General features: G+C 40.4%; 22 protein-coding genes. 12 read left to right on the forward strand and 10 right to left on the reverse strand.

The features are described 5' to 3' along the window. Positions 1-6 precede the first annotated feature (6 nt). From ACIQ6T_RS00430 to ribD, 7 genes are all read left to right on the forward strand, one after another. Positions 7-1389, forward strand: coding sequence for a stage 0 sporulation family protein (locus tag ACIQ6T_RS00430; RefSeq protein WP_395783082.1), 1383 nt, complete (start codon positions 7-9; stop codon positions 1387-1389). Between the two features lie 6 nt (positions 1390-1395). Next, entirely contained in the window at positions 1396-1878 is a 483-nt protein-coding gene (locus ACIQ6T_RS00435; protein WP_395783084.1) for a gliding motility lipoprotein GldH, read from the forward strand. Positions 1879-1880: 2 nt separating this feature from the next. After that, positions 1881-2363: an Lrp/AsnC family transcriptional regulator gene (locus ACIQ6T_RS00440; protein WP_395783086.1), complete on the forward strand. Its 483-nt coding sequence runs from the start codon at positions 1881-1883 to the stop codon at positions 2361-2363. Positions 2364-2438: 75 nt separating this feature from the next. Further along, on the forward strand, positions 2439-3521 hold the full coding sequence (locus ACIQ6T_RS00445; RefSeq protein WP_395783088.1) for an efflux RND transporter periplasmic adaptor subunit: 1083 nt from the start codon (positions 2439-2441) through the stop codon (positions 3519-3521). Between the two features lie 6 nt (positions 3522-3527). Continuing rightward, the gene (locus tag ACIQ6T_RS00450; protein WP_395783090.1) at positions 3528-4535 is read left to right on the forward strand and encodes a glycosyltransferase family 9 protein; all 1008 of its coding nucleotides are present in this window, start codon (positions 3528-3530) and stop codon (positions 4533-4535) included. Between the two features lie 3 nt (positions 4536-4538). After that, entirely contained in the window at positions 4539-7613 is a 3075-nt protein-coding gene (locus ACIQ6T_RS00455) for an efflux RND transporter permease subunit (RefSeq protein WP_395783092.1), read from the forward strand. After that, positions 7606-8631, forward strand: coding sequence for a bifunctional diaminohydroxyphosphoribosylaminopyrimidine deaminase/5-amino-6-(5-phosphoribosylamino)uracil reductase RibD (gene ribD / locus ACIQ6T_RS00460; RefSeq protein WP_395783094.1), 1026 nt, complete (start codon positions 7606-7608; stop codon positions 8629-8631). Before ACIQ6T_RS00455 ends, ribD begins: the two co-directional genes overlap by 8 nt. Here the strand turns inward: ribD and ACIQ6T_RS00465 are convergent. Continuing rightward, a complete protein-coding gene (locus tag ACIQ6T_RS00465) occupies positions 8605-9927 on the reverse strand; it encodes an Nramp family divalent metal transporter (protein WP_395783096.1) in 1323 nt (440 codons plus the stop codon). The genes ribD and ACIQ6T_RS00465 overlap by 27 nt on opposite strands. A gap of 107 nt (positions 9928-10034) precedes the next feature. Here ACIQ6T_RS00465 and ACIQ6T_RS00470 point away from each other — a divergent pair, with 107 nt between their 5' ends. After that, positions 10035-10694 carry a metal-dependent transcriptional regulator gene (locus tag ACIQ6T_RS00470; protein ID WP_395783098.1) on the forward strand — a complete coding sequence of 220 codons (660 nt, stop codon included), beginning with the start codon at positions 10035-10037 and terminating at the stop codon, positions 10692-10694. Here the strand turns inward: ACIQ6T_RS00470 and ACIQ6T_RS00475 are convergent. The 4 genes from ACIQ6T_RS00475 to ACIQ6T_RS00490 all read right to left on the reverse strand — a co-directional run bounded on the left by ACIQ6T_RS00475 (position 10691) and on the right by ACIQ6T_RS00490 (position 16319). Further along, positions 10691-13627 (reverse strand): DEAD/DEAH box helicase, encoded by a 2937-nt coding sequence (locus ACIQ6T_RS00475; RefSeq protein WP_395783100.1) that lies wholly within the window; start codon positions 13625-13627, stop codon positions 10691-10693. The genes ACIQ6T_RS00470 and ACIQ6T_RS00475 overlap by 4 nt on opposite strands. Positions 13628-13723: 96 nt before the next feature. Then, the gene (gene prmA / locus ACIQ6T_RS00480) at positions 13724-14551 is read right to left on the reverse strand and encodes a 50S ribosomal protein L11 methyltransferase (protein WP_395783102.1); all 828 of its coding nucleotides are present in this window, start codon (positions 14549-14551) and stop codon (positions 13724-13726) included. An 8-nt stretch (positions 14552-14559) separates the two neighbouring features. After that, positions 14560-15513, reverse strand: coding sequence for an MlaD family protein (locus ACIQ6T_RS00485; RefSeq protein ID WP_395783104.1), 954 nt, complete (start codon positions 15511-15513; stop codon positions 14560-14562). Between the two features lie 5 nt (positions 15514-15518). After that, complete coding sequence (locus tag ACIQ6T_RS00490; protein ID WP_395783106.1) at positions 15519-16319, reverse strand: N-acetylmuramoyl-L-alanine amidase; 801 nt, start codon at positions 16317-16319, stop codon at positions 15519-15521. Positions 16320-16341: 22 nt separating this feature from the next. Between ACIQ6T_RS00490 and ACIQ6T_RS00495 the strand changes: the two genes are divergently transcribed. Then, positions 16342-19128: a putative LPS assembly protein LptD gene (locus tag ACIQ6T_RS00495; protein ID WP_395783108.1), complete on the forward strand. Its 2787-nt coding sequence runs from the start codon at positions 16342-16344 to the stop codon at positions 19126-19128. Here ACIQ6T_RS00495 and msrA read toward each other — a convergent pair. Beyond that, positions 19125-19772 (reverse strand): peptide-methionine (S)-S-oxide reductase MsrA, encoded by a 648-nt coding sequence (msrA, locus tag ACIQ6T_RS00500; protein WP_395783110.1) that lies wholly within the window; start codon positions 19770-19772, stop codon positions 19125-19127. The genes ACIQ6T_RS00495 and msrA overlap by 4 nt on opposite strands. Positions 19773-19836: 64 nt before the next feature. Here msrA and ACIQ6T_RS00505 point away from each other — a divergent pair, with 64 nt between their 5' ends. Next, positions 19837-20472: a phosphatase PAP2-related protein gene (locus ACIQ6T_RS00505; protein ID WP_395783112.1), complete on the forward strand. Its 636-nt coding sequence runs from the start codon at positions 19837-19839 to the stop codon at positions 20470-20472. Here the strand turns inward: ACIQ6T_RS00505 and ACIQ6T_RS00510 are convergent. From ACIQ6T_RS00510 to ACIQ6T_RS00525, 4 genes are all read right to left on the reverse strand, one after another. After that, positions 20462-22390, reverse strand: a complete 1929-nt coding sequence (locus ACIQ6T_RS00510; RefSeq protein ID WP_395783114.1) for a polysaccharide biosynthesis protein — start codon at positions 22388-22390, stop codon at positions 20462-20464. The two genes, ACIQ6T_RS00505 and ACIQ6T_RS00510, sit on opposite strands and share 11 nt — an antisense overlap. Before the next feature lie 64 nt (positions 22391-22454). Then, entirely contained in the window at positions 22455-23156 is a 702-nt protein-coding gene (locus ACIQ6T_RS00515; RefSeq protein ID WP_395783116.1) for a WbqC family protein, read from the reverse strand. A 3-nt stretch (positions 23157-23159) separates the two neighbouring features. After that, positions 23160-24182 (reverse strand): thiamine-phosphate kinase, encoded by a 1023-nt coding sequence (gene thiL, locus ACIQ6T_RS00520; RefSeq protein WP_395783118.1) that lies wholly within the window; start codon positions 24180-24182, stop codon positions 23160-23162. Between the two features lie 50 nt (positions 24183-24232). Further along, positions 24233-24682: a hypothetical protein gene (locus ACIQ6T_RS00525; RefSeq protein WP_395783120.1), complete on the reverse strand. Its 450-nt coding sequence runs from the start codon at positions 24680-24682 to the stop codon at positions 24233-24235. A gap of 74 nt (positions 24683-24756) precedes the next feature. Here ACIQ6T_RS00525 and ACIQ6T_RS00530 point away from each other — a divergent pair, with 74 nt between their 5' ends. Then, positions 24757-25014: a cytochrome b5 domain-containing protein gene (locus ACIQ6T_RS00530; protein ID WP_395783122.1), complete on the forward strand. Its 258-nt coding sequence runs from the start codon at positions 24757-24759 to the stop codon at positions 25012-25014. Next, a complete protein-coding gene (locus tag ACIQ6T_RS00535) occupies positions 25011-25859 on the forward strand; it encodes an N-acetylglucosamine kinase (protein WP_395783124.1) in 849 nt (282 codons plus the stop codon). Before ACIQ6T_RS00530 ends, ACIQ6T_RS00535 begins: the two co-directional genes overlap by 4 nt. Positions 25860-25918 lie beyond the last annotated feature (59 nt).

A 25918-nucleotide genomic window follows, 5' to 3' on the forward strand; every position in this document is an offset into this window, starting at 1 on the left:
TAGCTTATGGCATGTAAATCGTGTTCAACGGGATCTTGTGGATCCAAAAGTGTAGAAGGAGAAGTTTCGGGCTGCCAAAGTAATGGCGGTTGCGGCACAGGTGGGTGTAATAAGATGAATGTTTTTGATTGGCTGTCTGACTTGGATGTCCCTCAATTTCAGCGTTTTCATATCGTCGAAATCAAATTCAAAGGAGGTCGTAAAGAATATTTCAGGAATTCGAATGGGCTCATGCTACACACAGGTGATGGTGTCATGGTGGAATCATCCTCGGGAATACACATGGGAGTTGTTTCCCTGCAAGGCGAATTAGTACGCCTGCAATTGATGAAAAAGTCAATTAAAGACGATGATAATTTAAAAAATATCATCCGGATCGCTAGCGATAAAGATCTCGAAAAACATAACCAAATGATAGCGCGGGATATGCCTACGATGTATCGGGGCCGACAAATCATTGGGGATCTTAAATTAAATATGAAGCTTTCGGATGTTGAATTTCAATCAGACGGAACGAAAGCCATCTTTTATTATTCGTCGGAAGATCGCGTCGATTTTCGTGAATTAATCAAATTATTAGCAACGGAATTTAAAGTGCGCGTAGAAATGAAACAAATTTCTTCGCGACAAGAAGCAGGCCGCTTGGGTGGTATTGGCGTCTGTGGGCGTGAGTTATGTTGTTCGACATGGCTGACCGACTTTAAAAATGTAACTACTTCAGCGGCGCGTTATCAAAATTTATCGCTTAACCCTGTTAAATTAAGTGGCCAATGCGGTCGCCTAAAATGTTGTTTAAATTACGAATTAGAGACGTATATGGATGCACTAAAAAGCATCCCAACAATTGAAGGCCGATTAAAAACTAAAAAAGGGGAAGCTGTTTTACAAAAAACAGATATTTTCAAGCGCATGATGTGGTTTGGGATTGTGGGAGAAGAAGCAATCTGGATACCTGTTAGCTGTGACCGCGTTAAAGAAATCATTGATCTTAATAAAAAAGGAATCATTCCTGAGTCATTTAGTGACTTAAATCCAGATGCCCCGGTAGTTGAAAAGCCAACCTTATCCGAATTAAATTCGGATTTAGAGCGGATGGACAAAAAATACGGTGGTAAAAAACCGAGTTCTGGAGGCGGAAAAGGGGGCAATCGCGGAGGCCGTGACCGATTTGAAAATAGAGGCCCACGCCCTGAGCGTGGACCAAGACCGGATAACCGGGGACCACGCCCAGATGCAACAACTCAACCGAACGTGAATGCAAATCCGACAGCAGAAGGTGGTTTGACAGATACAACGGGCCAACCCAAACCCTTCAAAAAGAAATTTAAGAAGAAATTTAAGCCAAGACCACCACGTGAAGGGGGATCTTCCGAAGCCCCATCAGCCTAAAACGACATGAAAATAACCTCTAGTATTTTATGGGTTATGGTATTGATAAGTCTCCTGAGCAGCTCTTGTCAGTCGGACGCCGTTTTTGACCAAACTGAATCCTTGGCAGAAAATGGCTGGGTGCAGAAAAAACAAATCGTTTTTCCTTTCGAAATTAAAGACACCGTAACCGTCTACGATTTACGCGTCGCGATTCGGCAATCAAATGAATACCCCTTTTACAATTTATATTTTAATTGTTGGCTCATCCAAGAAAAACAAGGCGTTTGGAAAAAAGCTTTTGCTGAAGCGATACTCTATGATCCCAAAACAGGCAAGCCAAAAGGCGGCGGTTTAGGGGATATGTACAGCCACTCATATACTATTTTAAAGGGTTTGAAATTTCCACGTCGCGGAAAATACCGCGTAGCTTTGGAGCAGTATATGCGAACTGATACACTCAAAGGTGTCGTTTCCGTCGGCGCATCATTAGTCCCTAGCCCACTATAACAATGGCCAAGATAGACGATATTGACAAACAAATTTTGGCATTTCTGCATGAGGACGCATTCTTATCTAACAAGGAAATGGCCACTCGGCTCGGAATGAGTGCAACACCTATTCACGAGCGCATTAAACGGATGGAAAAAGAGGGGGTCATTACCGGTTACCGTGCGATGATTAATCCGAATAAATTAGGTAAATCACTTACCGTATTTTGTGATATCTCCTTAAAAGAACATGCGGCTGATTACCTCAAGCAATTTGAAACGGATGTCATGTCGCTTTTAGAAGTACAGGAATGTTATTGCGTTTCGGGACACAGTGATTTTTTGTTGAAAATCGTGGTTTCCGACATGGATGAATACCGGAATTTTATTTTACATAAATTGGCCAGTATCAAGAATATCGGTAACGCTCAAAGCCATTTTGTGATGAATCAAATACAAAATGAACAAATTTTACCTTGGCTTAATCAAGGAAAGAAAGAATAAACCTACAATTGAGGATAGCGCAGTTAGCCACACTCAGTAATTTTAATATTGATTTAAACCGTTGACCATTTAACCATGAATAAAGTAACAAAATCGATCCTTGGAATTTTGATCCTAGCGCTTGTTTTAGGACTCGCCTTTTATCCAAAAATCAAAAAAACGTTTAGCAAAGAGAAAACGGAGGATGCAAAAAAAGACAAAAATGGCAAGGGCGGTAAAACTTCCGTCGTCGTTACAGTGGTCAAATCTACCCGATTAGACGATTTAATTAGCTCGACTGGATCGATATTGGCGAACGAAGAGGTAGAAGTACGCTCAGAAATCGCCGGAAGAATTATTTTACTTAATATCAAGGAAGGCGATGCGGTTAAAAAAGGAACGGTATTATTCCGTATCAACGACGACGATTTACAAGCCCGTTTGCGCAAGTTAGGTTTCAATAAGAAATTAGCCGAGGATAACGAGGCACGCCAAAAAGTACTTTTACAAAAAGAAGCGATTTCCCAGCGGGAATATGACATCGCCGTTAACTCGGTCAATACGATTTCTGCTGACATTGAAGATCTGAAAGCCCAAATATTAAAAACGACCGTTTTGGCCCCGTTCGCAGGAACGATAGGTTTCCGCTATGTGTCTTTGGGTAGTTATATCTCACCGGCCACACGGATTGCGACGTTAACGAATACAAACCCAGCTAAAATTGAATTCTCCATTCCTGCAAAATATGCGACGGCTATTCGCAAGGGAAGCACAATCGAATTTATTACGGAGAGTGAAGAAAAAATGTACCGCGGAAATGTATATGCGATTGATCCTAAAATTGACCCGTTGACACGTACGGTTCAAATACGTGCCTTAGCACCTAATCCATCAGGGAATTTAGTGCCCGGAGCATTTGCAAAGGTAAACTTGATCTTGAAAACCAAAGGTGATGCCATTCTTATTCCTACCGAAGCTGTGGTGCCGGAAGCAAAAGGAAGTCGGGTATTCATTGTGAAAAATGGAAAATCTATTCCTGTAAAAGTAGAACTGGGTAACCGTGGGGAAAAGAATGTGGAAATCATTTCAGGACTAAGCATTGGGGACTCGCTAATCACCAATGGTATCATTCAAGTGAAACCAGACGGCGAAGTTGAAATCAAAGAAGTTCTTCAATAAATAAACATGTTTTGGAATCTGTCAGTTTGGCAATATAAATGGCGCAAGCTAGCTCACGTGCTAGCGGCTCAAATTGCCTATGTTCGATTCTATTTGCAAATTCGCGTACAAAAATGGAGGCGACCAACTGATAAATTCATAGGAATATTGCTCGCCGAGCACCTCGGTGATATCGTTGCGGCAGAACCGATAATTGAAGCTTTATGTAGCAAATTCCCCTCGGCAAAAATTGTGTGGATTATAAAGCCCGCTTTTCGCTCAATACTTGAAAATCACCCGAAAATCGAATTGCTCGTCGACGAGCAAAGCGTGTTGTTCAGCATGTATGTAACAAAAAAACATCCATTTGACCTATTTTACAATTTGCACCTTGGTTATTTACGAAGTGACCCTTTCTTCCCGGGACAATTTTTAAAAAATACCAAAGCAGCTGAGATGGGAATAACAAAGGAAAACTACCTTCACCATTTCAATCTATTAGAAGTTGTTTCGCAATTAGCCGACCTTGGAAAATTGAGCGGATATCCACATATCTACCTCGAAAAAGGGGTAAAAAACACGCTATTACAAAAACCATATTGGATTATTCATCGCAAATCCAATGCCCAAATGCGTGATTGGCAAGATTCATTATGGTGCCGATTAATCGATCAGATTATTGCAGAAAACGATGTTCATGTCGTTGAAATAGGCGTAATTGAGCCATTGGCATATCAATCGTCACGATTCACATCGCTGGTAGGAAAAACTAGCCTCTATGAAACCTTGCAGATTATCCGCGATGCGGAATATTTCATAGGTGTGGAGTCTGGACCAGCACATATTGCAAACGCGTTTCGTATTCCCGCACTAATTCTTTGCGGTCGATTTGTAAATTTCGATCAATACAATGTATATTCTGGCGCATATCAACATGATGGTCTTGCTCAGATAGTATTTAACTCAAAAGGCACCGCGTCCGAATTAACATTCGAAGACGTTTATGCCCAACTACCACAAAAAAACCTAGCTTAACATATGGCCTCTTTATCAGAAACTAGCATTAAACGTCCGGTCTTATCCATTGTGATGTCGGTCTCAATTATCGTATTTGGGTTAATTGGCTATTCCTATTTGGGGATTCGCGAATATCCTTCCGTAGATCCACCTGTGGTTACAGTCCAGACAAGTTATACAGGTGCGAATGCCGATATTATTGAGTCTCAAATTACGGAACCCCTCGAGGAGTCCATCAATGGTATCGCCGGGATCAAGACGCTTTCCAGCTCAAGTCGAGACGGAAGGTCCAGCATCACAGTTGAATTTGATTTGTCGGTGAACATTGAAGATGCCGCAAATGATGTTCGCGATCGTGTCTCACGTTCGTTGGCATTATTACCTAAAGATGTTGATCCGCCCGTCGTATCCAAAGCGGATTCGGACTCAAGCCCCATCTATAACTTGAATATTTATTCCGATACGCGGGATTTGTTAAGCTTAAACGAAATCGCAACACGTAGTGTGAAGGAAAAACTGCAAACAATTCCAGGGGTTTCTTCTGTTCAAATGTGGGGCGAAAAGAAATATGCGATGCGCTTAAATATAGATCCAGAACGCTTGGCCTCATTCCGGTTAACAGCACCCGATATCGTGAATGCGTTAACGAAACAAAATATCGAACTTCCTTCCGGCAGTATCGAGGGAAACAATACGGAACTTACGGTGCGCACGCAAGGCCGATTAGCCACGGTGGAGGATTTTAATAACCTAATCATCCGCGAGGAAGGTGACCGCATCGTGAAATTTTCGGACGTTGGCAATGCCGTCATAGCGCCCGAAAACGAAAAGACATTCTTTAAACGAGACATGGTGCCCATGATTTCGATTGCTGTGATTCCACAGCCAGGTTCAAATCAAATCGAAATTGTCGACCAGATTCATAAAAAAATGAAGCAAATTCAAACGACCATCCCTAGTGATGTGATTTTGAAGGAGGGATATGACAATACCAGATACGTGCGTAAATCGATCGAAGAGGTAGAGGAGACGATCTTGATTGCTATCTTGTTGGTGACAATAGTTATCTTCCTATTCCTACGTGATTGGCGGTCAACGATCATTCCGCTGACAGCAATTCCTGTTTCGTTAATTGGTGTTTTCTTTTTTATGTATCTAGCAGGATTTTCAATCAATGTACTCACATTACTCGGAATCGTATTATCCATTGGTCTTGTGGTAGATGATGCTATTGTTGTTTTGGAAAACATATATTCCAAAATCGAGGAAGGCTTAACACCTTGGCAGGCGGCTTTAGCAGGTTCAAACGAGATTTACTTTGCCGTTATTTCGACCACGGTTACACTAGCAGCGGTATTTTTACCCGTTATCTTTTTAGAGGGTATTACAGGTCAATTATTCCGTGAATTTGGTATTGTGGTTGCTGGTTCCGTCATCATATCCGCCTTTGTGTCGTTGACCTTAACACCTATGTTAAGCTCAAAATTACTCAAAGGAGGTCATTCAAAACCTTGGTTTTACAGAGTAACCGAACCATTCTTTGTCTGGATGACAAAAGCATACGAAAATTCACTTAGTGCATTCCTTCGGGTTCGTTGGGTCGCTTGGGTAATCATGGTCGGCTTAATGGGCTTGATTTACACACTTTTCAAAACAGGTGCTATTCCTTCTGAATTGGCTCCACTTGAAGACAGAGGTCAAATGCGGATTAGTGCGACGGCACCTGAAGGAGCAACATTTGATTATATGCTCAACTATACGGATGAAATTTCGAGATTTCTTATGAAAGAAATCCCCGAATCAGAACGAACTTCGATTTATACGATTACTTCTCCGGGATTTGGGAATGCAGGTTCAAATTCTGGCTTCGTTCGTATTTTATTGAGGGACACGACGTCGCGTAGGAGCCAACAAGCCATCGTAGATGCGATTCAACCCAAGGTAAAGAAATTCACGGGTGCAAAATCAATCGTCACTCAAGAGCCAACTTTACAAACGGGTCAGCGTGGTGGTGGAGGCTTGCCAGTTGCGTTTGTCGTACAAGCTCCCAATTTCGATAGGTTGAAAAAAATGATGCCACAATTTATGGCGAAGGTACGTGATTCCCCAAAATTTGAAATTTCAGACATAAACTTAAAATTCACTAAACCAGAATTACGCCTTGAAATCGATCGTTCAAAAGCGCAAAACCTAGGGGTATCGATTCAAGATGTGGCCCAAACCTTACAATTGGGACTTTCGGGTCGTCGCTTCGGGTACTTCATCATGGATGGAAAACAATATCAGGTTATAGGTCAAATAAATCGTTCCTCTCGAAATGATGTTAACGACCTCAAATCCCTATATGTAAAAAATAATCGGGGCGATTTGATTCAATTGGACAACATGGTCAAAATAACTGAGCAAAGTACGCCGCCACAATTGTTTCGTTTCAACCGCTATTCAGCAGCGACAGTGACCGCACAAATGGCCAAAGGTGTAACATTAGGTGAGGCACTTGATGAAATGGATAAATTAGCCGAGGAGACATTCGACGAATCATTCTCAACAGCATATGATGGTCAAAGTAAGCAATTTAAAGAATCAAGCTCCTCATTACTTTTCGCGTTTGCGTTAGCAATCTTGTTGATCTACCTGATTCTTTCAGCGCAATTTGAAAGTTTTGTTGATCCATTTATCATCCTATTTACGGTGCCTTTGGCCGTTGCCGGAGCACTGTTATCCCTTTGGGATTTTGGTCAAACATTGAATATTTTCTCTCAAATTGGTATTATCGTGTTGATTGGCCTCGTGACCAAAAATGGTATTTTGATTGTTGAGTTTGCGAACCAACAAAAAGATACGGGATTGATGAAAATGGAGGCCGTAAAAAATGCAGCATCTGCTCGTTTCCGCCCTATTATCATGACATCGCTTTGTACCATTTTAGGTATTTTACCTATCGCGCTAGCCCTAGGTTCAGGCTCACAAAGCCGCGTTTCAATGGGTATTGCGGTCGTAGGAGGTATGTTATTCTCAACCACATTAACACTATACATCATTCCAGCAATTTACAGTTACATGTCATCAAGCCGGAAAAAAGTTGAACATGACTAAAGACGAAATTTGGATGCAACGTGCGCTAGACCTGGCCTTGTTAGGCGATGGGCACGTTGCACCTAATCCGTTAGTCGGCTGCGTAATTGTACTCGAAAACCAGATCATCGGTGAAGGGTATCATGCCCGATATGGTGATTCGCACGCAGAGGTAAATGCGTTTAAGAGCCTTGGTCATACAGCAAAGGGCGCAACCGTTTATGTTAATTTAGAACCGTGCAGTCATTTTGGGAAAACGCCTCCATGCGCTGATTTGTTAATTCGAGAACAGGTCGCTCGCGTCGTCATCTGTAATTTAGACCCCAATCCACTCGTGTCAGGGAAAGGAATGCAGCGACTTTTACAAGCGGGAATCGCAGTTGACATAGGCATACTTGAATCAAAAGGAGCCTATTTAAATCGGCATTTTTTTCATTTTCATGATAAAAGCCGGCCGTGGGTCACACTAAAATTTGCAGAATCTAGCGATGGATTTATTGCGCGTGAAACGGGAGAGCCTGTTGGCTTTTCAAATCTACTTAGCCAAAAATTGGTGCACAAATTACGCACACAGCATCAGGCAATTTTGATTGGCGTAAATACGGCCAATGCTGATAATCCAAAATTAAATGCACGATTTTGGCCGGGCAATACCCCAATACGTATGGTCATTGATCCTCACAACCGTATGCTTCGCGACATAACACTCATTACTGACGAAAGTGCGGTCACCATATTTACACAAGATTTCTCGTATGAAGAAAGTAATAAACAATGGATAGCGCTTGGAGAAAATCTACTTTTGGGGATAATGAAATATTGTCACAACCAGGGAATTCAATCAATTTTGGTAGAAGGAGGTGCGCAAACCTTGGAGGCATTTTACGCGGCAGGATTGTCTAATGAAATCCTGAAAATCCGATCAGATGTATCTCTTTTAAAAGGAATCAAAAGTCCATTTAAAGATATTATGTGGGACTCGATCGAACAAGTAGGAAATAATAACCACTGGCTACGCGCCAAAGAAAATCTGCGCTAATAAATACAAATTAAGACTTAAGATTATGGCGCTTATGATCCATGCGCTGACGGTCAACCAAGGTGCGTTTACGAATTTGCCCATCTTTTTTACATCACTCGTAAACAAAACGAGCGGAATCACCGCAAAGCTAAGTTGCATGGAAAGAACAACTTGACTAAAAATTAATAAATCACCGATCTTACTTTCGCCCCAGACCCAAGTAATAAAAAAAGCGGGTAAAATAGCCAGCATACGTGTAATCAAACGACGAATCCAAGGTTTCAAGCGCCAATCTAAAAACCCTTCCATAACGATTTGACCTGCTAACGTACCTGTTAGCGTAGCATTTTGCCCAGAAGCTAATAAGGCAATAGCAAACAAAATAGCAGCCCACCGACTCCCTAGGGCAGGATTTAACAATTCATACGCATCCCGAATATCGGCTACATGCTGTTGTCCACTCCAATGAAACGCCGCAGCTGCCAAAATAAGAATTGCAGCATTAACAAAAAAGGCAATAGAAAGTGAAAGCGTTGAATCCCATGTAGCAAATTTAATGGCTTTCGTCCGTTCTTCATCTGTATGAGCAAATGCACGCGTCTGAACAATACTTGAATGTAAATATAAATTATGCGGCATGACGGTCGCACCTAAAATACCAATTGCTACATATAATTGATTGGAATCCTGAAAAATTCCCGCCGATGGAATCAAGCCTTGCAATACAGGGCCAATCTCCGGCTGAGCAATAAAAATCTCGTAGATAAAGCAGGCACTAATTACACCCAAAAGTGCCAAAACGATTGATTCAAGAACCCTAAATCCTCGATTTTGAAAATATAAAATTAAGAAAACATCTAAAATTGTAATAACAATTCCTCCCAAAATAGGTATCCCAAACAATAAATTTAAAGCTAATGCCGAACCTATAACCTCAGCTAAATCACAGGCCACAATCGCAAGTTCACAAATCACCCATAAGAAAATTGCGACAGGTCGGGAAAAGGCATCGCCACAAGCTTGAGCCAAGTCACGTCCAGAGGCGACCCCTAACTTTAAGGCTAAGTGCTGCAAAAGAATAGCAAATAAACTTGATATTAATATAACAGATAGCAACGTGTACCCAAATTGCGCTCCACCAGCTAAATCCGTTGCCCAATTTCCGGGATCCATATAGCCAACAGCCACCATAAAGCCAGGACCCATGAAAGCACGAAGATTCTTCCAAAAACTCCCTCCTTTCGGAATAGGGATACTCGCATAAACTTCACTCAGTGAATGAGTTTTAACTTCAGAACGCCAAGGCTTAGACATAAATGAAAATCAAAAATCAAATATATAGAATATTCTAAAATAATTTTTAGACTTACCTAAAAATATTAGAACAAATTTTTTGTACTTTTGATTTTCAAATCAATAATATGGCTATTTCCTTCGCAGAAGAAAACTATCTGAAAATTATTTTTAGGCTATCCGAGTCAACTAAAGAAGACATTTCAACCAATGCCATTGCTGAATTAACTCAGAATAAAGCGGCTTCAGTGACAGACATGCTTCGTAAAATGTCAGAAAAGGGTTGGGTAAACTATCAAAAATATCAAGGCGTTCGATTAAGCAGCGTAGGTGAAAAATTAGCATTGGATATTGTTCGTAAGCATCGCTTATGGGAAGTGTTTCTCGTAAAAAAAATGGGGTTCAATTGGGATGAAGTGCACGAAATCGCAGAGCAACTCGAACATATTGAGTCGAAAGAACTCATCGACAAGTTAGATGCCTTTTTGGACTACCCGAGGTCTGATCCACACGGCGATCCTATTCCGAACAAAGATGGAATTTTACCACAATTAGGGTATGTTTCGTTGGCCAATATGCCTATCGGAAAAGCGGGCAATCTAGTAGGCGTAGCTCAAGACTCCGCCGTTTTTCTACAATTGCTGACCAAACTTAACTTAAGATTGGGGGCGACGTTAGAAATAATTGAAATAAATGCATTTGATTTATCGGTATCACTCCGCATCGACAATAATCCGCCGGTATTGATTAGCCACGAAGTGGCCAAAAATGTATTGGTAAAACGCTAGCTTAATAAATCCAAGACCTCGTCTTCACTCAAAGCACGTAAAATACTTTCATCTGACGTAACTAGATCATTCGCTAAATCCAATTTACGTTGTTGGAGCGAAAGAATTTTCTCCTCTACTGTTTCTTTGCTAATAAACTTATAGGTAAACACCGTTTTCTTTTGACCAATCCGATGGGCTCGGTCAATCGCTTGTGCCTCTGCAGCTGGATTCCACCATGGATCCAACAAAAATACATAGTCGGCAGCCGTTAAATTCAAACCTACTCCGCCGGCTTTAAGTGAAATTAAGAAAACGGATTGCCCATCATCTTTTTGAAAACTTTCCACTTGACCCATACGGTCAGATGTACTACCATCTAAATATGCATAAGCGATACCTCGTTCGTCCAAAGCCCTCCGAATCAATCCCAAATGCTGAACAAATTGGCTAAAAATCAACACTTTATGATGTTGCTCTAACACCGTTTCTAGCTTTTCTAACACCGCTTCCATTTTACCTGATTCCCCAGTAAATCCTTCTTCACACAAGGCCGGGTGATTGGCTAATTGGCGTAATTTCGTTAAACCTTGCAACACCGAAAAGCGCGATTTTTGTAATCCTTCATCCTTAATCTGCTTTAAAAGGATGTCACGGTAAAACGATTTCGTTTTATCATACAAGCGTTCTTGCTCCTCCGACATAGCGCAATACGTAATCGACTCCATCTTTTCAGGTAAGTCGGCCGCCACCTGACGCTTCTCTCTTCGTAATAAATAGGGTTTAATCAAAAAGTATAAACGCTTTTTCTGATCACCATCCGCCTTTTTCTCGATAGGTATTTGAAAAGAATCCTTGAAATAACGTTGCGTACCAAGCAGGCCTGTATTGACAAAATTCATCTGCGACCACAAGTCCATCGTGGAATTCTCCAACGGTGTGCCTGTCATAACTAAACGAAATTTGGCATTTAATTTTTGCACTGCCTTGGTAATATTTGCGAGCGGATTTTTAATCGCCTGCGACTCGTCTAAAATAACATAGCTAAATGACTGCTTTTCAAACCAATCAATATCCGAACGCACCATTCCAAAGGAACACAAAATCAAATCAACCTTGCCAATTTGAGCCTGTAATTTCTCCCGTTGGGGCCCACTATAAACCATTACACGAAGCTGAGGTGTAAATTTTTTAGCCTCCATTTCCCAGTTATACAACAAGGAAGTGGGCATCACGAGTAACGTTGGAAGTGTCTCTCCTTGCTCCTTTAAACTTTGCAATAAACACAGTGTTTGTACCGTCTTTCCTAGACCCATGTCATCCGCCAAACATGCCCCTAAGCCAGCCACTTGACGCGTTCGCATCCACCGGTAGCCTTCAAGCTGATACGGACGGAGTGTTCCTTTGAAATTCTTTGGAATCGGAAATTCTTTCGTCTCTAACTTCAGGTCATTGAGGGTTTTTGTCTTCAATGAAGTCTTGACCAAATCCTGATTTTCCCACTCCTGAATCAACTGAAAATGCTGTCTGCGCAGATAAACGCCATCATCACCGGGACGTGTCTCGGAGAAATAAAACAAATCTTGGTAATCGTGAAACCAGTTATCTGGAATAATGGCGATGGAGCCATCCGGCAAATGAAATTCCTTTTTCTTCTGAAGAATTAATTGACGAATCTTCAAAAATGGAATTTGAAATTGGCCAAACGAAATAATGGCTTGAATGTCAAACCAATCAAATTTCTCACCAATACGAATACTAATTTCTGGCTTACCTAAGAAGTAGCGCGGAGCTGAGCCATCTCCTTTAAAGTGAACGGTAAATCCAGCTTGATCTAAATCTTGTTTGTGAGCGGTCAGCCATTGAACGGCATCTGAACGAGAAATCGTGGCCCTTCCATCCGATTCCATCGGCAAACCCATCGATTTCAAACTTTGGAAACTACGTTTTTCCTTGACAAGCGAACGCATGATCTTTTGAAATGCAAAACTATCGGCTTTCTTCTCAAACAGAACATTCGCCTCCGCCGCCAACCCATCCCACGGGAAACGGTTGTTCCCATACTGAAATGATAAAACAAATTGCCAACGATCCGCCGCTTCCAATGCCTTTTTCGAAGTTGGCTTATCATCCCCATCATGCTTAGGCACAATCGGGCCATAGGATAATAAGTACTGGCAATTCTTCTCCGTATTCGTTATTTCAAACCCTTTGGCGTGCACCGGATAACGGGCAACCATCGCTTTTACAAATTTTCGAAAATAGTCTTCCTCCATATTTTTGGGGATGACAACAAATTTTTTGTTCAGAAAAGCACGTAATTTTTTACCCTCTAACTGGGGCTTAAAGTGATATAATTTTTGATTTAAAAGCATCCAAGCTGGTTCATCGCATAAAATTAGCGCATCCTTATATTGGAACTCAAGCTTGTTTCCTTGATATTTTAATGTGGGGAAATAATTCGTATTCTCTTCATTACGCATGAAATGAAACAAAACCTCAACAGCTTCAGCCTGGATTTGCACCGGCTGCCGCATGGGGTTTCCATCATTCCCCATGATGAAAAGCGTTTTATCTGGGCAAATAAGTTCAAATATTTGAGCCCGCCGACGCTCAATATTAGCGTGTACTGATTCCGCAATCTCCTTATCCCCTTTCTCAGGATCAAAGGTTTTGAGATAAAATTCCTCAATCGTTTTACGCTTCGATGTATTGTATTTTTCAAAAATGGCCGCAGGCTTCATTCCTTCAATCAACTTCACACAAGCCTCATCGCGCTCATCCAAGCCTGCAACAAATTCATGGTAATTGCGGGTGGTAAGGGTTTGATATTCCCAAGTCAACTGACCCTTCTCATTTAATTGCACGACAAACACCTCGAACAAGTAGCCCAAGCATTCATGTGATAATAAAGAGTAAACAACCTGAAAGGGTTTGTTTGGGGAGATCTTCATGTGCTATAAAAAACTCGAACCAACGAGTTATATGCGTAAAACCTTCAAAAATAAGGTTTTTTCATGAATTAATGACTTTTTTGCCGATATTTTAATCTAAGCCTTTAACAAACGTAGACACGCCCATTGCTCTTTCTCAGATTGAACCTGCAATGTAAGCCCATGTAAACTGGCTGCTTCGGCCAACAAAGATACGTCGGACGTATAAAACCCACTTAAGAACAAATAACCTCCAGAACGAATCCGCTTCGCATATTCTTCCAATTCGTCAAGTAGAATATTTCGATTAATATTTGCAATCAAAACATCGTATACGGTTGCATCTTCATCCCGAATATTTCCAAGTGAAAAAGTCACTGAAGTACAATCATTGAGTCCAGCATTCTCTATGGAATTCTCCACGGCCCATGAATCAATATCAAAACCATGAACACGCAAAGCACCACGCTTACAGGCAACAAAAGCCAAAATGCCTGTGCCTGTGCCTGCATCAAGCACCGTTTTATTGGTCAAATTTATTTCCAACAAAGCCTCTACCATCAACGCCGTAGTTTGATGATGACCGGTACCAAAAGACATTTTGGGATTAATGATAATTTCAAGCGGAAATGATTCATCAGTCTCATGAAAACTAGCTCGAATATGAACTTCATTTGAAATGCGAATCGGATCGTAATTGGTCTCCCAAACTGCATTCCAATTTTCCTTTTCGATGTCATTGTAAACTACATCGATTGAACCTAAAAAGCGATAGCGATCTATAATTTCTTGCGCTTGATCAGCATCATACAAAGCTGCCGGGCAATAAGCAGCAATCCCTGAATCAAGATCCTCAAAAATATCAAATCCAATTTCGCCCAATTCGGCCATTAAAATATCCGTTATTTCAACAGATGCCGAAATAAGCAATTGCTTCGTAGCCATGTAAGGGTCTATTTATCAGTGGGCGGATTGGGGTCTTTTTTCCCAAAAACAGAGAAATGTATATAACGCTTCGGCTGCGTTCTAAAATCTATCAATAGGCGATCTAGATCTACAATCGTCTTATTCAGGCCCGTATAAAGTGAGTCGTTTGTCAAAAATTTACCCGCACTTCCCTGACCTTGTTCTAGTTTTGTAACGATTCGTTGGAGCGAAACAATCGCCCGGCTAGCCTCTTGTATGGTTTGCCCAATCCGTGCCGCCTGAATGGAATCGGCTACCGAATTAAACTTTGTTAGTAATGGTTTTAATTCTTTCTCAGTCTCAATTAAACTCTGTGACAGATTGCGCATATTGGCCGTAATTTGCTTGATATTTACACTATTTTCAGCTACCAGCGTATTCACTGAGCCATTAATGTTAGATACAGCACTATTGGAATTTTCAATTAATCGATTTAGGTACAACCCTGTTTTTTCAAATTTAGAACTCACTTTACGGAAAGTAACTAGCAGTGAATCAGCATTAGACAAGACGGGCAATGCACGCTCCTTTAATAACGAAGAAAGCCCTTTTTCATTTATGCCAGGTATCGTTGATTCGTCGGCAATCGCCCCTTTACCCAACAACTCTAAGCGAATAACTTTTCCTCCAAGCAAGGCTCCGTCTGATAAAATGGCAACTGTTTTATCCGGTAAAACCAAACCTTTATTTACCCAAATTTCAACTTTGATTTTATTCCCGTCTGCTGGATCCAAAAATACCTTTTTCACTTTGCCTACCTCAACACCATTGACCATAACAATGTTGGATGCCGTGAGGCCATCAACGTTATCGTATTGAATGTAATACGTATTCGACTTCGAAAATAGGTCATTCCCTTTCAAGAAATTAAACCCAAAATAGAGGATTAAAAAGGCCAATAGGGCCAAAAAACCTACCTTTAATTCGTTGCTTTTGAACATTTGGGCTATTTTTCTATGTCTTCTTTGTACTTCTTAAATGCTGTTGCAATGGCATCTGCCACTTGGGATTGTCCGTGCTCTGAGTTTAAATATTCCTCTTCCTCGGCATTAGTCAAAAACCCCGTCTCCACGAGTACGCTGGGCATGGCCGTACGCCAAATTACCAAAAATCCAGCTTGCTTTACCCCAAAACTTTTCCGTTTGTAGGTTTTTGCAAATTGGTCTTCTACTAATGAAGCAAATTTGACCGAGCTAGCCATAAAGGCACTTTGGTAATTTGCCATCATAATGTGTGCTAATGGTGAACTTGGATCAAATCCATTATAAGCAGTCTGGTAATCTTTCTCTTGTAGGATAACCGAGTTTTCACGCTTTGCAACATTCAAATTACCGTCTGTTTTGTGCAAACCCATGGTGTAGGTTTCGGTTCCGTAGGCCGACTTATTCGTCGCTGCGTTACAGTGTACCGAAATAAACAAATCTGCTTTGTTCCGATTCGCAATATCAGCTCGCTCGAATAACTCAATAAATTCATCTGTTTCGCGGGTATATATCACCTTTAAATCTGGGTATTCTGCCTTTAATTTGCGTCCTAATTCTAAAATAATCTTTAACGTAACTTTCCCTTCGCGAGCACCCTTGGGGCCTAAGCAACCTGGATCTTTTCCTCCATGCCCTGCATCCAAACAAATCGTCCGAATTACATTCTTTTTAGTTGGATTTGTTGAAGGCTGCAGTTCCGCTTGTGCATGACCGTAGACCAAAAATAAAGCCGCAATAAAAATAACTCGAATCGCTGAAAACATTATTTTTTCAATTATTAGACGTATGGTAAGTGGCAATGATGTAATTTTACAAATTCCATTGCCACACGCAAAGATAATTTTTAAATTCCATTTGGTAAAGCAATCCACATATTACCTTTTTCTGTTCATAGGACTATTCCTTGTTGGCATATCGGATTCTTTCGCCCAACGGATTATTGTGAAAGATTCGGCTCAGTCGCGCGTCATTCAGGGAGATTCGCTAAACAAATCCCAAGATTTACAAACTACCGTATATTATTCAGCTTCAGACTCGACTATCTTGGATGCGGCAAACCAGGTTGTTTATCTGTACGGAAAGGCAAAAGTTAAGTATGGAGAAATCGTACTAGAAGCTAACTACATTCGGCTAGATTGGGAAACAAATGAAGTATTTGCCAAGGGGACATATGATTCAACTACCCATAAAATGGACGGATTACCCGTATTTACCCAAGGAGGAGATAAATATGATTCGGACGAAATACGCTATAATTTCAAGAGTAAACGCGCGGCGATAAAAGGAATTGTGACTCAGCAGGGCGAAGGATATGTTCAAGGGAAAACTGTCAAGAAAGATGAGGAGGAAAATCTTTACATCCGAAACGCTATTTATACAACTTGTAATTTAAGCCATCCACACTTCCACATCAATGCGAGTAAAATTAAAGTAGTAGGTAAAAAAGAAATTATTTCTGGCCCCTTTCACTTCGAATTAAATGATATTCCTTTGCCAATTGGACTGCCTTTTGGCTTTTTTCCTTATTCCCAACCAAAAGAGGCGGGCAAATCGGGTATATTATTCCCTACCTATGGAGAAGAGCCTACAGGCCGTGGGTTTTATCTTCGTGAAGGTGGTTACTATTGGGCGGCCAGCGAAAATATTGGTATACGTTTTACCGGACAAATTTATTCCAAAGGTGGCTGGGGATTGGGCGCAAATTCACAATACAATAAACGTTATCGATATAATGGAAGCTTTAATTTTGCTTTCAACAGAAATAGCAATGGAGCAGAATTTAATCCAACTAAGCGGACAGATTTCTCACTTCAATGGTCGCACAGCCCACGTAGTCTAGGGAATTCTAGTTTCTCCGCATCAGTTAATGTCGCATCAAATTCCTTTAATCAATTCAACACGTTTTCAACGCAACAGTACCTGACCAATACCATCGGATCCTCAGTTCAATACACGAAAAATATTGGCCAAATCGTTCGCAGTGGTGTTAGTTTACGGATCAACCAAAACACTACTACACGCGTTTTTGATGCAGGAACAGAATTTAACTTTGGCTTGAATCAGTTCCAACCATTCAAGCGAAAGAATTCAATTAGCGATCGATTTATGGACCAATTTCGACTGGGATTAGATTTTTCAGGAAGTATTTCATTGACCAACCAAGTTTCGGATCCTTTTACACGCTACGAGTTTGATGTTTTTCCTAGAGCGTCTAATAGTCAACGGGGGACCGTTCAAAGACCGTTTTTGCCAACTACCGCAGGTGAACTACCGCCAGGAGTTATCCCTGTAAATGCTAGTACAATCCCAATGCTATGGGAAAAAGCGCAGACGAAATTTCAGTATAGTGTTCCACTTTCCTTACCCAATATAAAGCTTACACCGTACATCAACCTGACTCCAGGCGTTTCATTGGCTGGAAATATGTTTACCCGATCCTACAAATACACCTACATGCCGATAGATTCGACCGTCCGTATTGATACCGTGGGGGGATTGCCAAAATTCAATTCCCAACTTTCATTTTCGGCCAGCATGAATACGCGTGTATATGGAACAGCGCGTTTCAATAAAGGTCGCCTAGAAGCAATACGTCATACGGCTGTTCCCAGTATTAGTTTGAGCTATGCACCAGATGTTTCTGATCCATCGTTAGGTTATTTTCAAGACGTCCGCATCAATAACCGTAAGTTTATTAATGCTGAAGGAGTAGAACAAATAGGAGATATTCGTCGTATTTCAAGCTTTGATCCACGAACATTAAGTTATGGGGGTGCTACGGGTGCAGTTAGTTTTGGCATTCAAAATACGTTGGAGGCAAAACTGAAAACCAAATCAGATACCGCGACCAAACAAAGTGAAAAAATTAACCTAATCGACAACTTTGGGATTAATGGAAGCTATAACTTTCTAGCAAAAGAGTTTCCACTATCCAATCTGAGCTTCACAGCTAATTCGCGTGTTAGGGAATTTGATGTCAACATCGGAGGCAGTATTGACCCGTATCTATATGTTCAAGACAAGGCATTTTTTGATATGGGCCGACGAACCAACGACCTGATGTTTGGTAAGGGCGAGGGATTGGGCCGGCTACAAGGACTTAATTTATCCATAGGCCGCAGGTTTGCTCCTTCAAAAACAAAAGAGAAAATAAGCAAAGAAGGGAGTGAGTCTCAATTACGTCAAATTAATCGCAATTTGGATGATTATGTGGATTGGAATATACCTTGGACTTTTTCGTTCAGTTATCAATTTAGTTACAACCGGATGGGCTTAGCCGCTGCGCAAAAAATCGCAGGTTTGACTTTTCAAGGAGAATTGAGCCTTTCCGAAAAATGGAAACTTTCCGTGTCTTCGGGATATGATTTCAAATTTAATGGGTTAACCTACACGAATATGTCGGTGCACCGCGACTTGCATTGCTGGGAAATGAATTTTAACTGGACACCTATCGCAAGCCCATTTTATGGTCGAGCGAGTAATTATTCATTCGACTTGCGTGTAAAGTCGTCCTTGCTCCAAGATTTAAAATTATCTAGGAGAAGAAGTTTTTATGATAAGGGAGGATTCTAATTCAATTTATCTTTAAACGCCTTAAGGAATTTATCCATTTTAGGCTTTATGACGATCTGGCAATATGGTTCAGTGCCATTTTGATTGAAATAATCTTGATGGTAATCTTCAGCTGGATAGAATGTAGACTCCGCAACAATCTCTGTCACAATCGGATTGGGGAATACATGTTTTTCATTCAAATTACGTTTCCAATTTTCCGCTGCTTGTTTCTGTGTATCATTGGAAAAGAAAATAGCTGAACGGTATTGCGTCCCAACATCCGCACCTTGTCTATTGAGGGTTGTCGGATCATGCGTCTGCCAAAACACCTCTAATAAGGTTTGAAATGAAACGACATTCGGATCATATGTAATCTGGCATACCTCTGCGTGCCCTGTCAACCCTGTGCAAACTTCGCGGTAGGTAGGTTGTTTGATTTTGCCACCCATATATCCTGAAGTAACGGAATATACTCCTTTGACCCGCTGGTATACGGCTTCTACACACCAGAAACATCCGGCTCCGAATGTAATTGTATCTAATTTTGCGACTGAATTATCTTGCATGGTTGGCTTTTTTATCGACGTACCTCCGCACGAAAAATGAAGAAAAGCACCAGCTATGCTAAGTATTAATCCGACTTTTTTCAAATAGAAGCTCATATCTTTTTTTATTTTAATGTAGTTTTGCGAACTTAAAATTACTGAAAGATAACTAACAAAGTGGATGAATAGTTTTAAAAAATCGATTCCCGCTGCCTGGTCTATCGCTTGGCAAGATAAGCAATTTCGGTGGCGATTGATTTTAGCATTAGTGGTATTCGCTATTTTCCCTTGGCAAGCGGCTGAATATTTTCAGTGGATACAGTTACGTGATGGCAAGGTTTGGCCTGATTTTTTATTAGCGCAAATTCCTTCGGCAAATGTATCATACCTGATTTTTGGGATAATTTATTTCAGTGTTATTTATTTACTAATTCGCTTACTGGCTAAACCCCATCAATTTCTGTGGTTTGCATGGGCTTTCAATATAGAAACCTTAATGCGTTTTATAAGTATCTATTTTGTCGCCTTAAACCCTCCACAAGGTCTAGTGGGCTTACATGACCCCATCGCTGAACTTTTTATATATGGAGATACTTTACCGATAACAAAAGATCTCTTTTTCTCTGGCCATACAGCAACGATGGTATTTGTTTGCTATTATTTAAGGGGTATAGAACGAAGGATCGCACTTGTTTTAACAGGAATTTTGGTTTGTCTTTTGCTGATTCAGCATGTGCACTACACATGGGATATTTTGGCAGCACCTATAGCTACGCTTGCTTCTATTTGGATTGCGAAGCGACTGATTAACGCTTGATTGAAAAAGACTTACGATCTAGTTTTTCGAATACTGAATTATTTGACTTGTATTCAGGAATGACTTGCTTGATTTTTGCTACCAGTTCATTATTACCTCCATCCGCTAATAACTGAATCATCTCGGCTACTTGAATTTCCATGAATGCATAGGTAGGCGTATTAACTTTCGCCACCAAAATTTTAGGATGATGTGTTGGCAATGAATTTTCATCGTTATTCAAAAGCTCCTCGTACAACTTTTCACCTGGACGAAGCCCTGTATATTTTATTTCGATGTCACGATCTACGCGCAATCCACTCAGCGTAATCATCTTTTTAGCTAGGTTGACAATCTTAACTGACTCACCCATATCAAAAACAAAAACCTCGCCGCCCTCACCCATCGTTGCAGCTTCTAACACCAGTTCACAAGCTTCCGGGATGGTCATAAAGTAGCGTGTAATTTCGGGGTGGGTTACCGTTACAGGTCCTCCGCGTTCAATCTGTTTCTTAAATAATGGAATAACAGAACCGTTAGATCCTAATACGTTACCAAAACGTGTCGCAATAAATTTGGTACGCATGCCATCTAATTGATTCATAGATTGCGTATACATTTCGGCAAAACGTTTAGTCGCACCCATCACGTTGGTGGGATTTACTGCCTTATCCGTGGATACCATCACAAACTTATCCACGCCATTTTCAGCTGCTAATTCAGCCAAAACTTGCGTCCCGATAATATTTATTTTAACTGCCTCATATGGATTTTTTTCCATCAATGGCACATGCTTGTACGCTGCGGCATGAAAAACAATACTAGGCTTATGCGTCTTGAAAATAAATGCCATTCGTTGGTAATCCGACACATCCGCAACCTTAACCACTAGTTCTGTATTGGAAGGAATTAACCCGGATAGTTCGTATTCCAAATCAAATAATCCCGACTCAGCCTGATCTACTAAAATAATTTTGGCTGGGAAATAAGCGATTAATTGGCGGACAATCTCACTGCCAATTGATCCTGCGGCACCGGTCACCATGATGGATTGCGAATTCATTTCTTCGCTGATCCGTTTATTATTCATTTGAATTTCCTCTCGGCCTAATAGGTCTTCAATTTTGACATTATGGATTTGATTAATTGCAAATTCCCCGCCTACCCATTTATCAACTGGAGGCAATGTTTTAACAATAACTCCTCGGTCTAGAAATACATCTGAAATCTTACGTTTGGCTTGTAACCCGATGTTATTTATGGCCATAATGACCTGTAAGCCTTCGTAATTGTCAACAAACTTATCTAGGGCCTCGACCAGACTATACACGCGAATACCCTCGATCGTTTTGTTAATTTTGGACTCATTGTCATCAATAAAACCAAGCACTTGGTAATTGATTCCTCGGTCATTTTGAATGACATTTTTGGTTAACAAGCCAGAATAACCTGCGCCGTATATAAGTACCCCCACGGCAGGCTTAAACTCGTTAATAAATGATTCATAGAACGATTTGACAAGAAATCGAAGTGTCACCATTAAGAATAAACAGATGAAAAAATCGATAACTAGAATGGACAAAGGAACATATAACAACATATCCAGTCCACTGTAATATCGAAGTGTAATCGAAAAAAATGCAGCAATAAACGTACCGGTAAATACCGCTTTTAAAATTAAGACAGCGTCTTCAATACTTGTATGCCGAATGATCCCCGTAAAGGATTGAAAGTAAAGGAATGCTCCTATTCGAATTAGGAAAAGAAATAGAAAATGAAATTGAAAGTTATACAAATCAATTTCTTGATATCTAAAATTGGTTCGCAATAGGGTTGCTAACGTAAACGAAAACATGACAATCCCCAAATCAATAACTAATACCAGCCACCTAGAGAGGAAGCGGTTTGAGTATTTACGAATGAAGATAGATTGAGTCATGAAACAAAGTTACCAATAACTTGATAAAATATTTTTGAAATTTATTTTACGGAGAAAGATTGCCTCAATCGAGTGTATAGCTAGTTAGCATTTCGCGAACTCGGGGAATATCATTCCACATAAGTATGTCAATTATAGATAGGCCAGGAATAAATCGTTTTCTAGTTGATTCTGAATATTCAGGTAATTCAGGGATTAAAAAACGTAATTTGACATTGTGTTTTGAAAAGAGATTTTTATCGTACAAATGCTTCCCATTAATAGCATTTATATACGTGGAATCATTAAAATAATTTGTTATTGAAATCAAGCGCTCTACCCTTCCGCATTTTTCACAATCTTCGAGTTGTGAACTGTAATATATATTCTTTTTTATTCCCAAATAATTAAAAACGGAAATTATACTTTCACCCGCAAATTCTGCCAAATTCGAGGGTTTCTTGTAAATCACATTCTCTATAATTCCGATAACCTGGTTAAAATATGGTGCCTTTTTATAAGAGGAATGTAACTGAACAATTAATTTAGATGAAAAACCGGCATCCCAAGCTATCAAAGTGTCTCTGATAGTTTTGTTTTGACTTAACTTTTGAATGGGGGCCCTTATCCAAAAAATTCTATTGTGGTTTGAAATTCGGTTACGATTAATCCAACCTTTTTTAATAAACATCACATCATCATACAACACAAAATGATCCACTGCTTGAACTAATTGAAAATAGCCTAAGTAAGGAAAAAAGTAAGGTTGCATGATTGCTACTGCCATGACTTATGCGCCGAATCCGGGGGCTGTTAGATTTACCAACTGATCTGATTTCATAACAATGACACGTTCATCTTGCTTATCAGTCATATAACCAATCGCCGTGACATCCGAAATTTTTTCAATTTTGTCATAGTCGGCCTGCGAAACCGTAAAAACCAATTCATAATCTTCTCCCCCATTTAAGGCCGCGGTCAAAGGACTGAGATTGAATTCGGTTGCCGACAAATATGTCTCATCGTCTATTGGGATATTTTTTTCGAAGATACGTGCTCCGGTGGCTGATGCTTTACACAAGTGTAAAATTTCAGCAGCGAGGCCATCCGAGCTATCAATCATGGATGTAGGAACGACCCCTAAATCCCGCATTTCATGTAAAATATCAAAACGCGCCATAGGTTTAAGCTGGCGTAATACCACATAACTCTTATTATCTAATTCGGGCTGCATTTCTGGATTGGCCAAAAATACCTGCTTTTCACGCTCCAATGATTGAAGCCCAAGTAAAGCCCCTCCAAAATCTCCTGTAACACAAATAACATCATTGGGTTTCGCACCGGAACGTTTCACTAATTCCGTAGAATCGACTACCCCAATCGCCGTGACAGAAACAATTAATCCTTGGGGAGAAGCCGTGGTATCTCCGCCCACTAGATCAATTTTGTATTCCTCACATGCATTTTTTACCCCCACATAAAGTTCCTCAACAGCCTCCACGGAGAATCGATTACTCAGTCCTAAACCCAAAACGATTTGGGCAGGAATCGCATTCATCGCCGCCAAATCAGCCAAAGCCACACTTACAATCTTATATCCTAAATGCAAAAGTGGCGTATACGATAAATCAAAATGTACACCTTCAATCAATAATTCAGTGGTCGTAACGGTTAATTTACCGCCTGAATTCAATACCGCTGCATCATCACCAATACCAACAGAAGTCCACCCTTGGTGAGTCTTAAATGGTTCGGCCAAACGATTAATCAATCCAAACTCCCCAATACTGCCTATTTCTGTTCTGTTTTCCATATATAAAAAAAGCCGTCCTAATAGACGGCTAATCATTCAAAATAATATTTTTATGGGTTAACCAATGTTAATCCAACACGCTTATTACTTGCCTTAATATAAGTTGATGTTGTCTCTAAGCCTAACGTTGTTGCCGTGGGTATTCCTACAATTCGAAATTCCAACGTACCATTTGATCCAGTAGGTGCCCCTTCAGAACCTTTTAAATTACTCAACGTTATTTTAGTATTATCCGATGCCAACAAATATGTTCCCGTAAATTGCTTTCCATCAAATTCGGTCAAAGTTACCGAGCCAACTACACTTAGGTCTAATTTAAATTGTGCATACCCATTAACTAAATTAGAACTACCTCCCTTGGTGTATTGTGTGGTTCCATCCCACTGTGCGGAACTAACAGACCAAGATTTTTTAATCAATTCCGAAACTGGTGTTGGCTCATCTTTACTACATCCAAAAAACATGAAAGCCACAACCGCAATCCAAATAAAATTTTTCATCATTCATTTATTTACGCTGTAAAATTAAAAATCTTTAGGAATAAAACGGGGTTTGGCACTTTTTATTTAGTTTCGTGCAAATTAACATAACCGTGCCAACTGAGCTTCCTAATTTCACAAAATCACAATTATCCCTTCGCAATGGGCAAGATAGACCTGAAATTTGGATTGCATTTCAAGGCCTAGTCTACGACATGACCACATCAAAATTGTGGAAAAATGGCAAACATTATGAGCATTGGGCAGGACAAGACTTAACGTCTGAGTTGGCTGACGCTCCGCACACGGCAAACGTATTTGAAAAATTCACGCCAATCGGGAAATTAATATGATTTTAATCGTTGAAAGTGGTTCGACAAAAACCGAATGGCGCTACATTTCCGGCCCTACTCAAGCCTATGAAAGCTTCTTTTCAGACGGTATAAATCCGTATTACCAGTTGGCCGCCGACATCACCGCGGCCCAACGACCTACTTTGGAAAAACTAAGCCAAAAATCTATCCAGTATGTATTTTATTATGGAACGGGTATCACGGATGAGGGTAAAAGTGAAATAATCAATCAAGTACTTCGACCATTTGTGGGAGATGCCCAAATCTCGGTAGCGAATGACTTAATTGCCGCAGGCATCTCGTTGTGTGGAAATGAGTCCGGAATTGCTTGTATTTTGGGGACAGGTGCCAACTCGGGATATTTTGAGGAAGGAAAGCTAAAAGAGCAAATTCCACCCCTCGGATTTTGGTTGGGAGATGAGGGTAGCGGGGCGAACCTCGGTAAGCGGCTCGTGCTAACTTATTTACATCATGAACTACCGATTGATTTACGTGAATTATTTATTAAACGATTTGGAATATTAAGTAGGCTAGATATATTTGAACACGCCTATCAAAAAGAATTCCCCAATCGCTGGTTCGCAAGCTTTTCTAAATTTCTGTTTGACCACCGCAAACATCCCTTTTGTTATGAGCTAATAGAAAAGGCATTTCAAGATTTTTGTCAATTGTATCTTGTTAAGTATGATTCTGCAAAAACGGTGCCTGTGCACTTTACGGGCTCGGTTGCATTTTATTATTCAGACATTCTAAAACGGGTTGTAACGAATTCTGGCCTACGTGTTGGAATCATTAGTGAGGCTCCTATGGCCGGGCTTACGCTTTTTCACAAAAAATTGATTTAGGATTTTTACAAGAAAATGAACCGAGCTTCCGGAATAATTTTTTAAATTGCACATCGCCT

Source organism: Aquirufa sp. (assembly GCF_044377215.1).
GTDB lineage: Bacteria > Bacteroidota > Bacteroidia > Cytophagales > Spirosomataceae > Aquirufa.

Coding starts and splice junctions, on each gene's coding strand:
- ribD (WP_395783094.1), top strand. CDS start 7,606: ATGACTAAAGACGAAATTTGGATGCAACGTGCGCTAGACCTGGCCTTG.
- thiL (WP_395783118.1), bottom strand. CDS start 24,182: ATGGAAAACAGAACAGAAATAGGCAGTATTGGGGAGTTTGGATTGATT.
- ACIQ6T_RS00445 (WP_395783088.1), top strand. CDS start 2,439: ATGAATAAAGTAACAAAATCGATCCTTGGAATTTTGATCCTAGCGCTT.
- ACIQ6T_RS00505 (WP_395783112.1), top strand. CDS start 19,837: ATGAATAGTTTTAAAAAATCGATTCCCGCTGCCTGGTCTATCGCTTGG.
- ACIQ6T_RS00435 (WP_395783084.1), top strand. CDS start 1,396: ATGAAAATAACCTCTAGTATTTTATGGGTTATGGTATTGATAAGTCTC.
- ACIQ6T_RS00490 (WP_395783106.1), bottom strand. CDS start 16,319: ATGTTTTCAGCGATTCGAGTTATTTTTATTGCGGCTTTATTTTTGGTC.
- ACIQ6T_RS00470 (WP_395783098.1), top strand. CDS start 10,035: ATGGCTATTTCCTTCGCAGAAGAAAACTATCTGAAAATTATTTTTAGG.
- msrA (WP_395783110.1), bottom strand. CDS start 19,772: ATGAGCTTCTATTTGAAAAAAGTCGGATTAATACTTAGCATAGCTGGT.
- prmA (WP_395783102.1), bottom strand. CDS start 14,551: ATGGCTACGAAGCAATTGCTTATTTCGGCATCTGTTGAAATAACGGAT.
- ACIQ6T_RS00515 (WP_395783116.1), bottom strand. CDS start 23,156: ATGGCAGTAGCAATCATGCAACCTTACTTTTTTCCTTACTTAGGCTAT.
- ACIQ6T_RS00450 (WP_395783090.1), top strand. CDS start 3,528: ATGTTTTGGAATCTGTCAGTTTGGCAATATAAATGGCGCAAGCTAGCT.
- ACIQ6T_RS00495 (WP_395783108.1), top strand. CDS start 16,342: ATGGTAAGTGGCAATGATGTAATTTTACAAATTCCATTGCCACACGCA.
- ACIQ6T_RS00475 (WP_395783100.1), bottom strand. CDS start 13,627: ATGAAGATCTCCCCAAACAAACCCTTTCAGGTTGTTTACTCTTTATTA.
- ACIQ6T_RS00465 (WP_395783096.1), bottom strand. CDS start 9,927: ATGTCTAAGCCTTGGCGTTCTGAAGTTAAAACTCATTCACTGAGTGAA.
- ACIQ6T_RS00455 (WP_395783092.1), top strand. CDS start 4,539: ATGGCCTCTTTATCAGAAACTAGCATTAAACGTCCGGTCTTATCCATT.
- ACIQ6T_RS00485 (WP_395783104.1), bottom strand. CDS start 15,513: ATGTTCAAAAGCAACGAATTAAAGGTAGGTTTTTTGGCCCTATTGGCC.
- ACIQ6T_RS00525 (WP_395783120.1), bottom strand. CDS start 24,682: ATGAAAAATTTTATTTGGATTGCGGTTGTGGCTTTCATGTTTTTTGGA.
- ACIQ6T_RS00510 (WP_395783114.1), bottom strand. CDS start 22,390: ATGACTCAATCTATCTTCATTCGTAAATACTCAAACCGCTTCCTCTCT.
- ACIQ6T_RS00440 (WP_395783086.1), top strand. CDS start 1,881: ATGGCCAAGATAGACGATATTGACAAACAAATTTTGGCATTTCTGCAT.
- ACIQ6T_RS00430 (WP_395783082.1), top strand. CDS start 7: ATGGCATGTAAATCGTGTTCAACGGGATCTTGTGGATCCAAAAGTGTA.
- ACIQ6T_RS00535 (WP_395783124.1), top strand. CDS start 25,011: ATGATTTTAATCGTTGAAAGTGGTTCGACAAAAACCGAATGGCGCTAC.